General features: G+C 51.3%; 12 protein-coding genes. 8 read left to right on the plus strand and 4 right to left on the minus strand.

Annotated elements, in window-relative coordinates; genetic code table 11:
* Positions 1-87: 87 nt before the first annotated feature.
* Entirely contained in the window at positions 88-1,335 is a 1,248-nt protein-coding gene (locus ACFQI7_RS20075; RefSeq protein ID WP_218100245.1) for a cation:proton antiporter, read from the plus strand.
* On the opposite strand, the gene ACFQI7_RS20080 is transcribed toward ACFQI7_RS20075, so the two are convergent.
* Positions 1,332-2,237, minus strand: a complete 906-nt coding sequence (locus ACFQI7_RS20080) for a LysR family transcriptional regulator (RefSeq protein ID WP_218100246.1) — start codon at positions 2,235-2,237, stop codon at positions 1,332-1,334. The genes ACFQI7_RS20075 and ACFQI7_RS20080 overlap by 4 nt on opposite strands.
* Before the next feature lie 265 nt (positions 2,238-2,502).
* Here ACFQI7_RS20080 and ACFQI7_RS20085 point away from each other — a divergent pair, with 265 nt between their 5' ends.
* From ACFQI7_RS20085 to ACFQI7_RS20105, 5 genes are all read left to right on the plus strand, one after another.
* Complete coding sequence (locus ACFQI7_RS20085; RefSeq protein ID WP_218100247.1) at positions 2,503-3,156, plus strand: succinate dehydrogenase cytochrome b558 subunit; 654 nt, start codon at positions 2,503-2,505, stop codon at positions 3,154-3,156.
* Between the two features lie 16 nt (positions 3,157-3,172).
* Positions 3,173-4,930, plus strand: a complete 1,758-nt coding sequence (gene sdhA / locus ACFQI7_RS20090) for a succinate dehydrogenase flavoprotein subunit (protein WP_218100248.1) — start codon at positions 3,173-3,175, stop codon at positions 4,928-4,930.
* 2 nt (positions 4,931-4,932) lie between these two features.
* On the plus strand, positions 4,933-5,700 hold the full coding sequence (sdhB, locus tag ACFQI7_RS20095) for a succinate dehydrogenase iron-sulfur subunit (RefSeq protein ID WP_218100249.1): 768 nt from the start codon (positions 4,933-4,935) through the stop codon (positions 5,698-5,700).
* A 148-nt stretch (positions 5,701-5,848) separates the two neighbouring features.
* Positions 5,849-6,919 carry a LacI family DNA-binding transcriptional regulator gene (locus ACFQI7_RS20100; RefSeq protein ID WP_218100250.1) on the plus strand — a complete coding sequence of 357 codons (1,071 nt, stop codon included), beginning with the start codon at positions 5,849-5,851 and terminating at the stop codon, positions 6,917-6,919.
* Positions 6,920-7,042: 123 nt separating this feature from the next.
* A complete protein-coding gene (locus ACFQI7_RS20105) occupies positions 7,043-8,176 on the plus strand; it encodes a glycoside hydrolase family 88 protein (RefSeq protein ID WP_218100251.1) in 1,134 nt (377 codons plus the stop codon).
* A gap of 93 nt (positions 8,177-8,269) precedes the next feature.
* Here the strand turns inward: ACFQI7_RS20105 and ACFQI7_RS20110 are convergent, their stop codons facing one another.
* The gene (locus tag ACFQI7_RS20110; protein ID WP_218100252.1) at positions 8,270-9,214 is read right to left on the minus strand and encodes a cation diffusion facilitator family transporter; all 945 of its coding nucleotides are present in this window, start codon (positions 9,212-9,214) and stop codon (positions 8,270-8,272) included.
* A gap of 433 nt (positions 9,215-9,647) precedes the next feature.
* Between ACFQI7_RS20110 and ACFQI7_RS20115 the strand changes: the two genes are divergently transcribed.
* Complete coding sequence (locus ACFQI7_RS20115) at positions 9,648-10,286, plus strand: hypothetical protein (protein WP_230415179.1); 639 nt, start codon at positions 9,648-9,650, stop codon at positions 10,284-10,286.
* A gap of 127 nt (positions 10,287-10,413) precedes the next feature.
* On the opposite strand, the gene ACFQI7_RS20120 is transcribed toward ACFQI7_RS20115, so the two are convergent.
* Positions 10,414-10,896 carry an ImmA/IrrE family metallo-endopeptidase gene (locus ACFQI7_RS20120; protein ID WP_218100253.1) on the minus strand — a complete coding sequence of 161 codons (483 nt, stop codon included), beginning with the start codon at positions 10,894-10,896 and terminating at the stop codon, positions 10,414-10,416.
* A 20-nt stretch (positions 10,897-10,916) separates the two neighbouring features.
* Positions 10,917-11,348 (minus strand): helix-turn-helix domain-containing protein, encoded by a 432-nt coding sequence (locus ACFQI7_RS20125; RefSeq protein ID WP_218100254.1) that lies wholly within the window; start codon positions 11,346-11,348, stop codon positions 10,917-10,919.
* Between the two features lie 361 nt (positions 11,349-11,709).
* Between ACFQI7_RS20125 and ACFQI7_RS20130 the strand changes: the two genes are divergently transcribed.
* Positions 11,710-11,946 carry a hemolysin XhlA family protein gene (locus tag ACFQI7_RS20130; protein ID WP_218100255.1) on the plus strand — a complete coding sequence of 79 codons (237 nt, stop codon included), beginning with the start codon at positions 11,710-11,712 and terminating at the stop codon, positions 11,944-11,946.
* The last annotated feature ends 67 nt before the right edge of the window (positions 11,947-12,013 follow it).

Raw genomic sequence — 12,013 nt, forward strand, 5'->3', positions numbered from 1 at the left:
GGCTATTCAAAAGCGATCCCAGATGACTGATTCCTCGGGTTACTAACTAACTATTCGACGGATGCTTCTTAATTGGAGGACTAGCTCATGGAAAACGGAGCGCAACTGGATCATGTTCTGTTTTTGATCGTTATTATACTTACGATGGGCATGTTATTCGGGAAAGTGGCGGGCTGGCTGAAATTGCCGGACGTCGCTCTTTTTTTGGTCGCGGGCATGCTGATCGGCCCGGGCTTTCATCTGGTAAGCGAGTCCAGCGCTTCTTTTACGAACCAGTTCATACTTACCGTCGGGTCGACGCTCATTTTGTTCGACGGCGGGCGCAACATCCGTTTGTCCGGCCTGCGCAAAGTATGGATTACCGTATCGCTGCTGAGCGTGCCGGGGGTGCTGATCACATGCGCGGCCGTGTCGGTTGCGGCGCATTTCCTGCTCGGCTTGCCGATGATTTACGCGGTGCTGCTGGGCGCGATCATTTCCTCTACGGACCCGGCTACGTTGATTCCGGTGTTCAAGCAGGTGAAGATTCGCGACAAAGTGCGCGAAACGGTGGAAAGCGAGTCCGCCTTTAACGATGCGACCGGGTCGATCTTGACGTTCTCGGTGCTGGCCATCGTTATGGGAGGACAAGCATTCTCTGTCTCGTCGGGAATCATCGAATTCTTGAAGACCGCGCTTGGGGGAATAGCGGTGGGAGTCATCGCCGGTTCGATCCTTGCGTTTGCCACGGCGCATTTGAAACTCGGCTACTTGCGGGATTATGCGACGATCGCCCTGGTGGTAACGGCGCTGGGAACGTATTGGCTGGGAGATGCTCTGCATGTGAGCGGCTTTATGGCGACCTTCGCCGCGGGACTGATCTGGGGCAATGTCGATTTGTTCAAGCTCGACTTGAATGACAAGCTGCATGAGATGGCGCACTTCACGGAAAATACGACCGTATTGATGCGCATGCTGATCTTTATTTTGCTCGGCAGCCAGGTGAACTTCACGGTCATTCTCGATCATCTGTGGCCAAGTCTCGGCGTCATTGCCGTATTCATGTTCATTGCCCGGCCGCTCACCGTACTGGCTTCGGCGCTGCCCGACCGAAAGGCGGACTGGAAGTGGAACGAGATCGTGTTCATGTTCTGGGTGAGGGAAACCGGCGTCATTCCGGCGGCTTTGTCCGGCATGGTCGCAGGGCTCGGCGTCAAATACGCCGATGTGATCGCCTCCGTTACGTTCCTCGCGGTGCTGCTCACGATATTGCTTCAAGCCGGGACGACCGCCGCGGTCGCCCGCAGGCTTGGGCTCGAGGAACGCAAACCCGCGGCCCGGCCGCGAACGAACTAATCCACGCGAAAATCGGCTTGGTAATGATGCACCGCTTTGTCGATAAACTGCCGGATAGACGGCTCGTGGACGGCTTCTTCTGTGAACAGCAGGGAGGTCGTCCTTTTTGTTTGTTCCAGCTCCGCAATAAACCGGACCGTCAACTGGTTATTTTCCGTTAACGTATGCCGCAAGTAAGACTCGGGCAGCAGCGTCGCCGCTTCGCAGGTCGTTACGAGCCGCGTAATTGCCTCGAACGAGTCGATCTCCATCTTGACGTCAGGATGCACCGCGCAGCGGTGGAACATTTCGTCCATCAGCACCCGGTACCATGTTCCGCGCGAAAACAAGATCATCGGCAGCTCATGCAAGTCTTGTATTGTAAGCGTGCTTTTGTCGGCGAACGGATGCTTGACCGGCAGCACGAGGCAGAGATGATCGTTGAACAGCGGCACGCAGGTAAGTCCCGGCTCGCTGATGCTGGAGGCAACGAGGCCGATGTTCACCTTCTTCTCCTTGACCAGCGGAACGATCTCGTGGGTCTTGCCGGTCACCGCCTTAATATCGGTTAGCGGGTATTCGCGCGTATAAATGGTAATCAAATCGGGAAGAGTGGATTGCAGGGTCGTCAAGCTTGCGCCGATCACGATGCTGGCCGGTGCCGTGTTCGCCTTGAAGCCTTGAAGCGCCTGATGAAGCTTGCGCTCCAGCCGTTTTTGCTCCAGGGCATGCTCGTAGCATATTTCTCCCGCTCGGGTAAGTTCCAGCCGTTTGCCTTTGCGCTTGAACAATTGTACGCCGAGCTCTTCCTCAAGCCGCATGATTTTGCGAGACAGCGCCGGTTGGGAAATGTTCAGCAGCAGGGAAGCTTTATTCAGGCTTTGCTGTTCCACGACGGTCGCGAACACATCGATCAGTTCCATTACAAACACATCCTCTATGTCTCTATATGCACGTAAGTTATAAGCTATTATAAATAATAAGCACTTCCATTATAAGCGAAACAGGAGTAGTATGTATATGTCACTCTTTGTTCACAAGTTTTGCCGATTCCTGCATAAAAGAATGTCGATTCATGGAAAATAGTCGTAGCGTTTTTGGTTGACGCTCCCAACATGCGGGAGTACAATGGTAGATGGTTTTGACGATGCGGTGACAAGCCTTAATTTAAGGGGGGAATGAAATTCAATGTTCAAAAACTCGTATTATTCACGAAAGCTGCATTCATTGTTGGGGGTCATTCCGGTCGGGTTCTTTTTGATCGAACACCTGCTGACAAACTATTCGGCGGTCAAGGGCGGTCATGAGGGCTTCCTGGAACACGTCGAATGGCTTCACGGATTGCCGTTAGTACTGCTTTTGGAAATTGTCGGCATCTGGATTCCGCTGGCGTATCATGCGATTTACGGCTTGTATGTAGCGTACACGGCTAAAAACAACGTAAACAACTACGGTTACTTCCGCAACCAAATGTTTTTTCTGCAGCGGGTTACCGGGGTACTCACGTTCCTGTTCGTTGCATGGCATTTTTTCCAAACACGGTTTCAAATTACGCTCGGCCTGCCTCAGGAACATATCGGTATGCGTATGAACGAGATTGCAAGCAATCCCGTTTATTTTGTGCTGTACTGCATCGGGATCGTTTCCGCCGTGTTCCACTTCAGCAACGGCATGTGGTCTTTCCTCGTTAGCTGGGGCATAACGGTCGGCCCGCGTGCGCAGCGCGTGTCCACGTACGTCTGGATGGGCGTGTTCGTAGTCATGTCGATTATGTTCATTATGTCTTTGTCGGCTTTCGTGGATCCGCAGTTCCAAGAGATGCCGAAAGTAGCGAAAGGTTAAGGGGGAGAAAGCGAACATGGCGAATTCTAAAATCATCGTAGTCGGCGGAGGTCTCGCAGGCTTAATGGCCACCGTGAAGGCAGCAGAAGCCGGAGTTCACGTAGACCTGTTCTCCTTGGTGCCTGTGAAGCGATCCCACTCCGTATGCGCGCAAGGCGGCATCAACGGAGCTGTAAATACAAAAGGGGAAGGCGACTCTCCGTGGGAACATTTTGACGATACCGTATACGGGGGCGACTTCCTCGCGAACCAGCCGCTCGTTAAGGCGATGTGCGAAGCCGCGCCGGGCATCATCCACTTGATGGACCGGATGGGCGTTATGTTCAGCCGTACGCCGGAAGGCTTGCTAGACTTCCGCCGTTTCGGGGGAACGCAGTATCACCGTACGGCATTTGCCGGTGCGACCACAGGACAACAGCTGTTGTACGCGCTGGATGAGCAAGTGCGCCGCTGGGAAACGGCCGGGCTCGTGAAGAAGTACGAGCATTGGGAATTCCTCGGCGCTGTGATTGACGACGACGGCGTCTGCCGCGGAATTGCCGGTCAAGATTTGCGCAGCATGGAAGTGAATACGTTCTCTGCGGATGCGGTTATTTTGGCTACCGGCGGACCGGGGATCGTGTTCGGCAAAACAACGAACTCGGTTATCAACACCGGTACGGCTGCGAGCGCCGTATATCAGCAGGGTGTATATTATGCCAACGGCGAGTTTATCCAAATTCACCCGACGGCGATTCCAGGCGACGACAAGCTGCGTCTCATGTCCGAATCGGCACGCGGCGAAGGCGGACGGATCTGGACTTACAAGGACGGCAAACCATGGTACTTCCTTGAAGAGAAATATCCGGCTTACGGTAACCTGGTTCCGCGGGATATCGCGACCCGTGAAATTTTCTCCGTGTGCGTAGACCAGAAGCTTGGCATCAACGGCGAGAACATGGTATATCTCGACTTGTCCCACAAAGATCCGAAGGAGCTTGACGTCAAGCTCGGCGGTATCATCGAGATTTACGAGAAGTTCATGGGCGACGACCCGCGTAAAATTCCGATGAAAATTTTCCCGGCCGTTCACTACTCGATGGGCGGCATGTGGGTAGATTACAACCAAATGACGAACATTCCGGGGCTGTTCGCCGCCGGCGAATGCGAATATCAATATCACGGCGCGAACCGGTTGGGCGCGAACTCGCTGCTGTCCGCGATTTACGGCGGGATGGTGGCCGGACCGAAGGCGATCGAATATATCAAAGGTTTGGGCAAGCATACCGACGATATTTCCTCCTCGGTATTCGAGCGATACAAGCAGCAGCATACGGATCGTTATGAAAGCATCCTGAAGCTGGACGGCACCGAGAACGCTTATGTGCTCGGCAAAGAGCTCGGCGACTGGATGAACAATAATATGACCGTCGTTCGTTTCAATAAAAACTTGGAGCAAACGATCGATAAGATCAACGAGTTGAAGCAGCGCTGGAAAAACATCAATGTGAACGACTCCGCCCGGTATAACAATCCAGGCGTCGCTTATACCCGTCAGTTGTGGAACATGCTTGAGCTGGCGCATGCCATGACACTCGGCGCCTTGCTTCGCAATGAAAGCCGCGGCGCGCACTACAAGCCGGAATTCCCAGAGCGCAACGATGAGGAGTTCCTCAAAACGACGAAAGCAAAATGGACGCCGGACGGCCCGCAAATCGAGTGGGAAGAAGTCGACGTATCCTTGATTCAGCCTCGTAAACGCGACTATACAACCGATAAGAAGGGAGGTCATTGATCATGGCCGAAGCAACCGCAACTGCAACCAAAAAAGTGAAGTTTATCGTCACTCGCCAAGATTCGCCGGAAAGCGGTCCGTATACGGAGGAGTTTGAAGTTCCTTACCGTCCGAATATGAACGTGATCAGCGCGCTGATGGAAATTCAGCGTAACCCGACGAATGCGGCTGGGAAGAAAACGACGCCGGTATGCTGGGAATCGAACTGTCTGGAGGAAGTATGCGGCGCTTGCTCGATGGTGATCAACGGCAAGCCGCGCCAAGCTTGTTCCGCGCTTGTCGACAAGCTGGAGCAGCCGATCCGGATTGCGCCGATGTCGACCTTCCCGGTCGTGCGCGACCTCGTCATCAACCGCGAACGGATGTTCTCCGCGCTGAAGAAGGTCAAAGCATGGATTCCGATCGACGGTACGTACGATCTTGGCCCGGGGCCTCGTCTTGCGGAGTCCAAACGCCAATGGGCGTATGAATTGTCCAAATGCATGACATGCGGCGTTTGCCTCGAATCCTGTCCGAACGTGAACGACAAAACCGACTTCATCGGTCCGGCTGCGATTTCGCAGGTGCGCTTGTTCAATACGCATCCGACAGGCGAAATGAACAAGGAAGAACGTCTGGACGCACTGATGTCCGAAGGCGGCATCGAGGGCTGCGGCAACTCGCAGAACTGCGTGCGCTCTTGTCCGAAAGGCATTCCGCTGACAACGTCCATTGCGGCAATGAACCTGGATACGACCAAGCACTTGTTCAAAAAATGGCTCGGCATGTAATCCTGTGTGCAATAACTCTCTTGTTCTGCCGAATGGCGGGGCAAGGGAGTTTTTTTGTTTAGGCGTTGACTGGGGATTTATTTAGGTATAGAATGAGTTTAAACGTTTAAATTATAGATTTTGGTGAAAAGGGGGCTGCCTTCATCGCATGAGCAGCAAACGGCAAGTAACGATCGTAGATATTGCGGAGGCGGCCGGCGTATCGATTGCTACGGTCTCCAATGTGTTGAACCGCCGCAATGTGCCGATGTCGGAAGACACGATCCGGAAGGTGGAGGAGGTCGCGGAACGGCTCGGCTACCGGCGTAACGTAATGGCGGCCAATCTGAGCCGACGCAAGACGTATGAGCTCGGGATGCTTGTGCCGGGCTTCGGAGGTTACTATGGCCGGTTTGCGGAAGAAATGCAGCGCAAAGCGCATTTGTACGGGTACCACTTGTCCGTCTTCTCCGCCGCCGGCTTCGATCCGGAGATCGAGCAGAGGCATCTCGAAGTGCTGCTTCAGCGACGGGTGGACGGGCTGTTCTGCCACGGCCTCGCGATGTCGCACGAAACGACGCGCAAAATCGTAGGCGAAGGAACGCCGCTCGTATTGTTCAACGGCTGGGGATGGCCAAGCGATATCGCTGTCTGCGCGGTCAACCTGGACTTTGCCGGAGGCTGTATCGATGCGGTCCGCCATCTGTATGATCGTGGCAGCCGCAAGCTTTATTATTTCGGCAAGGCGGCGGCCCATGCCACGGACCGGCAGCGGCGCATCGGTTTCGCCGAAGGGGTCCGACGATTGCCCGAAGCTGTAGCGTCCGAGATCGTGGAGTTTCGTGATTCGAAATCCATGGATCAATTAATGGACGAAGTGGTTGCTGAGGCGAAGTCCGATGAAAGACGTCCTGTCGGCATATTGGCCTTTGACGACAATGACGCGCTCGCGATTATGTCCGCGGTCTTTCATCGGGGGTACCGGGTGCCTGACGATTACCTCATTGTCGGCATCAACAACGATCCGGTCTCGAAGCTGGCTTATCCGTCGCTGACAACGATCGATATTCCGTATCAAGAGCAAGTGCGGCTTGCGATCCGCTTGATGCTGCTGGAGCTGGGCGAGACGGAACGGCTGAAACAGGTGGATGGGGACATTCCGTCCGGTTTTTCCACGAATGAACAGGAGATACGCATCCCGCTGCAGCTTATTCCCCGTATGTCCACGCTTGGACGATAAAGGGATTGCGGGCATGAGCAGCGATGCGGTAAACGAATATTCCACAAGTTGACGCGGGGAAATCCATTTGCAGATTTACGGCGATCTCCGTTGTCAACCACCCATCCGAAGGAGTTGGTCCTCATGAGTTTATGGCAAAAGGCGATTGAAGACGCGGTACGAAAAACGAAAGCGAACATCGAGCGGTACGGGGACTTGTTCCCGCATGTGAGCAAAAACGGAAGTTATTTGCTGAACGACAATACCGATTGGACGGACGGGTTCTGGTCCGGCATCTTGTGGCTGTGCTACGAGTACACGCAGGATGAAACGTTTAAAAAGGCGGCTGTCCGCACGGTCGAGAGTTTCCGCCATCGTCTGAATCAACACCGGCATTTGGATCATCACGATATCGGTTTCTTGTATTCGCTTTCCTCGAAAGCGCAATGGATTATCGAGAAGGATGAAGCGGCCAAACAGCTTACGCTGCAAGCGGCTGACGTCCTGATGAAGCGCTGGAGACCGAAAGGGCAGTATATTCAGGCTTGGGGCAAAGAAGGGGACGAGCACAACGGCGGACGGATCATTATCGACTGCATGATGAACTTGCCGCTCCTGTACTGGGCGTACGAGCATACCGGGAATGAATCTTACCGCGACGCAGCCGTCATTCATGCCGACTTGTCCCGCCGTTTCCTGGTGCGCGGCGACGATTCTTCCTACCACACGTTCTATTTCAACCAGGAGAACGGTGAAGCGCTGCGTGGCGGTACGCATCAAGGCTACATGGACGGGTCCACTTGGACACGCGGCCAAGCGTGGGGGATCTACGGATTTGCATTGTCGTACCGCTATACGCGCAATCCGCTTTACCTGGAAACATCCCGGCGGATGGCGCGCTATTTCCTGGAGCGTCTGCCGGAAGACGACGTTGTGTACTGGGATTTCAATGCGCCGGTGAAAGCCGAGACGAAGCGGGACAGCTCCGCATCCGCGATTACGGCGGCCGGCGTGCTTGAACTGCTGTCACATCTTGAGCCGGATGATGCGGATCGTGCATTCCTGGAAGACGGCCTGCATCGCACGATGACATCGCTCGTTGAGAACTACTCCACGATCGGACAGTCGGACGCGGAAGGGCTGCTGGAACACGGTTCCTATAGCGTCAGAGGCAACAATGCGCCGGATGATTACATGATCTGGGGCGATTATTATTACCTTGAAGCGCTGCTTCGCCTGGAACGGGGCATCCCGGGCTACTGGTACGAGCGCAAGTAAAAACATAAACCTCCTGGACTCGACGCATCATGCGTTCGGAGACAGGAGGTTTGTTTTATTGCGTATGCTATTGCCGGTGGGTGGCGAAATCGCTTAGTGCGCTTTGTCTTCTTCGCGATGGCGCAAGAACTCTTTACCGTACTCGCCGTGCGGATGAATGCCTGCGTGTTCCATCTGGATCGTGCTATGCTCGATGCCGTATTTTTCTTTCAGCGTTTCGTTAATCGCCAATATAATGCAGAACGGCTGAATTTTATCGTCGATGAATACGTGCGCCGTTAGCGAATAATGGTCGCTTGAGATGGCCCAAAGGTGCATTTCGTGGACGTCTTCGACGCCTTCCACTTTTCCGATGTCTGCGCGGATTTCATCGAGATTGAACCGCTCCGGCACGGATTCCATCAAGATCAAATACGATTCTTTAATGATTTTGGAGCCGCCGACAAAGATGATGCCGCCGATCACCATACTGATCAGCGGATCGACCCATTGATAGGCGGTGTAGTAAATGATGATCGCCGAAACAATGACGCCGGCCGAGCTCAGCAAGTCCCCGATGAAATGCCATAAGGCGCTTTGGACGTTCAAGTTTTCTTCTTCCTTGATGCTGCGGCTGAGCACGAGCGTGAGCACCAGATTCACTATGAAGCCGATCGAAGCAATGATGAGCATCAGCTTGAAATCGATTGGCTCCGGATGAATAAAGCGGCGAACACCTTCAATGAATATGCCGACGGCAATGATCGCGAGGGCAAGGCCGTTTAAGAACGAAGCGATAATTTCAAACCGCAAGTATCCGAACGTAAATTTGGCGTTCGGCGGGTGCGTCGCCAAATAGATGGCGATCATGCTCAAACCGAGCGCGATCACGTCGGATATCATATGCGCCGAATCGGACAGCAGCGCAAGCGAATTGGAGAGGATGCCGCCGATGATTTCAACAACGGTAAAAAAAGCAGTCAGAATCAGCGTAACCCACAATGCCTTTTTGGATTTGGTCTGTTCTTTGACGTGATGTAAATGGTGGTAATCGTACATGGTTCTCACCTGACCTTATGGATGTTTCTCTCTTTAACGGATTATACGTCAAGGCCGGAATTTTGGCAAATAGTTTAATTGAGAGCGATTTTCAGGCATTTGAGAGGGATTATCACTGATTTGAGAAGCTTTATCAATTAATTCGGACGAATAGATCGGATGGGACAAATTGCATTGTAACTGTATGGCAGCGCCTTCACATTTGTTACACAAATGAAATATTTCTGTTACCGTTTTAACATATTAGGGGTGTAAAATAATAGCCAAGACCCCCTTTTTAATATATACACCTTTAGGCTCGCCCCGTTGGCGAGTCTCTTTTTTTATTTATGAAATATTGAAATACGAAGGCCTCTATGTTCAGAGCGTCGAGGAATAAATCCATCCGCCTGAAGGAATAATACGGAAAAAGTTTCTTTCTTGGAGGATTTTTATGAATAAGCAGGAGTATTGGAACCGGGTTTACGAAAGAAAGGAAGAAGTCAGCGCATTACTGCGTTCGTATTGGCACCATTATTCCCACATGGGAACATGGCAATTTTGGATCGTAGCGGCTATGTTAGTGCTCCCGCTGGTAGTGCTTTATTTTACACTCGACCGCAAAAGAATACTTGAGGTTTTGTTTTACGGGTATACCGTCCATTTGCTTTGGACTTATGTAGACATGACATTGGAGCTCAACAATTATTTTGTGCACACGTATATGCTTGCTCCGTTTTTACCGTTCGGATTGAGCGTAACCGCTTCGCTCTTGCCCGTCTCCTTCCTTCTTTTGTACCAGTATTGCTTAAATCATAATAAAAACTTCTACCTTTATTCTGTGCTGCTAAGTGGTCTGTTTGCATACGGATTTGCCGTAGTATCGAGTTCCGTTGGTATCTTGCAGGTTCGCAAAGGGATGAACTATTTTCATTTGTTTCTGATTGATTTGGCCGTTGCATACTGTTCTTATTGGTTAACGAAGGTCGTCATGGCAATGAAAAATAACAAAGACGGCCCGAGAAGCCACTTCATTATTATAAAAAAATTGAATTTCAACAAATACCGGATCTATGATAAAGCCAAGTCCTAATGCGTAATCAAACACCGTGCGCGAATCAAAAAATCCATAGCCAACAAATCGTTAGCCACATGATCTACGGCGGAAGAAAGCATAGGAAAGCCCACATCTTGGTGGCAAGGTGTGGGCGATTTTACGTTCATAGCGAAAAATACGAATCTTCCTTCGTCAAAAACCGCTGAACGGACTTTTTCATTCCGTCGGGCTTGCTTTTCAAATGAGCCACTTCTTCCGGAACCCCGCAGGCTGCCGCCGCGTCATAAATGGATACGCCCTCCAGCAGCAGCTTGTCCGAGATCAGCAGCTCCACCGCAAACTCGTTGGCTTCCCGTTCGATCCGGTCGACGGATAACAGCGTATTTTTACGCAAAAATGGCGTGTTAAGGTTCGGATGCAAAACGACATGGCCGAGTTCATGTGCAATGACGAAGCGCTGCTCGGATTCGCCGTTGTCTCGGTTAAGGTGAATGAATTTCATTCGTTTGTATGTGCTATAGTAGCCCAAAATATCGCCAAGCTGTTCGTACAATACCGTGATGCCTTTTCTGGATGCGATAGTGAAAGGGTTGTTGGTTTTATATATTTTGAGCAATTTCAAGACAGATTGCTTAGGTAACCGCATCCGTCAGCCCCCTAATTGTTTTATTCTTTACGGTACTTCTTCGGGGTGAACTTCTGTTTGGCCATCTGCTTGGCCAGACGCATCGAATTTTCGAGGGATATTCTCAGAAGTTCTTTGCTCTCTTCATCGATAGGTTCTCCGTGGAATGCGAGGGCTTCGCCGCTCTCAAGATCGGACATAATGCGTTCAAGGTCTTTGGCGATATCCCGTTCTTCTTTGGAAGTAATGGGCCGGGGCTCCGCGTTACCTTGATTCCATTGCTCATCGAGCAGCTGATGGACTTCTATGTGAAGTGCTTTTGCTATCGATTTTAACGTATCGACACTGGGGTTATAGCGATTTCCTTCTACATCGGCGAGATACGATCTGGAGAGACTCGCCCGTTCGGCGAGCTGTACTTGCGTCATCGTTTGTTGCTTGCGAAAAAATTTGATTCGTTCACCTATCGACATGTTAACGCCAACCCTTCGAATGTCGGTATATCCGACGGTTGGTTCCATTATACACGGGAGATGTCGGGTATACAAGTGTGGTATGTGACGGAAATACAAGTAAAATTAGATTGTAATAAGTAATAATTAGGAAATAATGTGTTTAAATATAAATTCGAGCGAAAACGGCCCAATTTTATCTTTTACAAATTGTCGTGAATACTATACATTTTGGGTACAGCAGACAAGCAGTCAAACGGTTATAAAAAAGCACATATAAGCTGGCCATATTTTTGGAAGAAAAAGAGTGAAGTGTATCATAGACGTCGGAAATACAAGTCATTATCTGCTTAAGAATTACAAAAAGAGAGGAGAGATTTTTATGTCGGAAACGAGTAAAACGCAGCAGGAAATATTACAGCGGCTTACCCGGGTTGAAACGAGAATGGATATGATGGTCAGTGCCAGGGATATTGCAAATGAGGCTCAGCAGTTGGGCAAGTCGGCGCATAAACGGCTGGACAGTCTGGAAGATAATCAGAAATGGCTGTGGCGGACGGTCGCAAGCGCATTGATCGTCGGATTAATCAATTTGCTATTTAAAATCAAAGGGATGTGATCGAATGAAAGATGGTCCGCTTTTCACGTGAGATGCCCTTTTCGGTGATGGGAAGCGCGTTGTTATT

The sequence above is a fragment of the Paenibacillus allorhizosphaerae genome, from assembly GCF_042659105.1.
In the GTDB taxonomy this organism is placed as follows: domain Bacteria; phylum Bacillota; class Bacilli; order Paenibacillales; family NBRC-103111; genus Paenibacillus_G; species Paenibacillus_G allorhizosphaerae.

Excerpts from the sequence above, each read along its gene's own strand:
- ACFQI7_RS20115 (WP_230415179.1), top strand. The coding sequence starts at position 9,648 with ATGAATAAGCAGGAGTATTGGAACCGGGTTTACGAAAGAAAGGAAGAA.
- ACFQI7_RS20110 (WP_218100252.1), bottom strand. The coding sequence starts at position 9,214 with ATGTACGATTACCACCATTTACATCACGTCAAAGAACAGACCAAATCC.
- ACFQI7_RS20125 (WP_218100254.1), bottom strand. The coding sequence starts at position 11,348 with ATGTCGATAGGTGAACGAATCAAATTTTTTCGCAAGCAACAAACGATG.
- ACFQI7_RS20120 (WP_218100253.1), bottom strand. The coding sequence starts at position 10,896 with ATGCGGTTACCTAAGCAATCTGTCTTGAAATTGCTCAAAATATATAAA.
- ACFQI7_RS20075 (WP_218100245.1), top strand. The coding sequence starts at position 88 with ATGGAAAACGGAGCGCAACTGGATCATGTTCTGTTTTTGATCGTTATT.
- ACFQI7_RS20085 (WP_218100247.1), top strand. The coding sequence starts at position 2,503 with ATGTTCAAAAACTCGTATTATTCACGAAAGCTGCATTCATTGTTGGGG.
- ACFQI7_RS20100 (WP_218100250.1), top strand. The coding sequence starts at position 5,849 with ATGAGCAGCAAACGGCAAGTAACGATCGTAGATATTGCGGAGGCGGCC.
- sdhB (WP_218100249.1), top strand. The coding sequence starts at position 4,933 with ATGGCCGAAGCAACCGCAACTGCAACCAAAAAAGTGAAGTTTATCGTC.
- ACFQI7_RS20080 (WP_218100246.1), bottom strand. The coding sequence starts at position 2,237 with ATGGAACTGATCGATGTGTTCGCGACCGTCGTGGAACAGCAAAGCCTG.
- ACFQI7_RS20130 (WP_218100255.1), top strand. The coding sequence starts at position 11,710 with ATGTCGGAAACGAGTAAAACGCAGCAGGAAATATTACAGCGGCTTACC.
- ACFQI7_RS20105 (WP_218100251.1), top strand. The coding sequence starts at position 7,043 with ATGAGTTTATGGCAAAAGGCGATTGAAGACGCGGTACGAAAAACGAAA.
- sdhA (WP_218100248.1), top strand. The coding sequence starts at position 3,173 with ATGGCGAATTCTAAAATCATCGTAGTCGGCGGAGGTCTCGCAGGCTTA.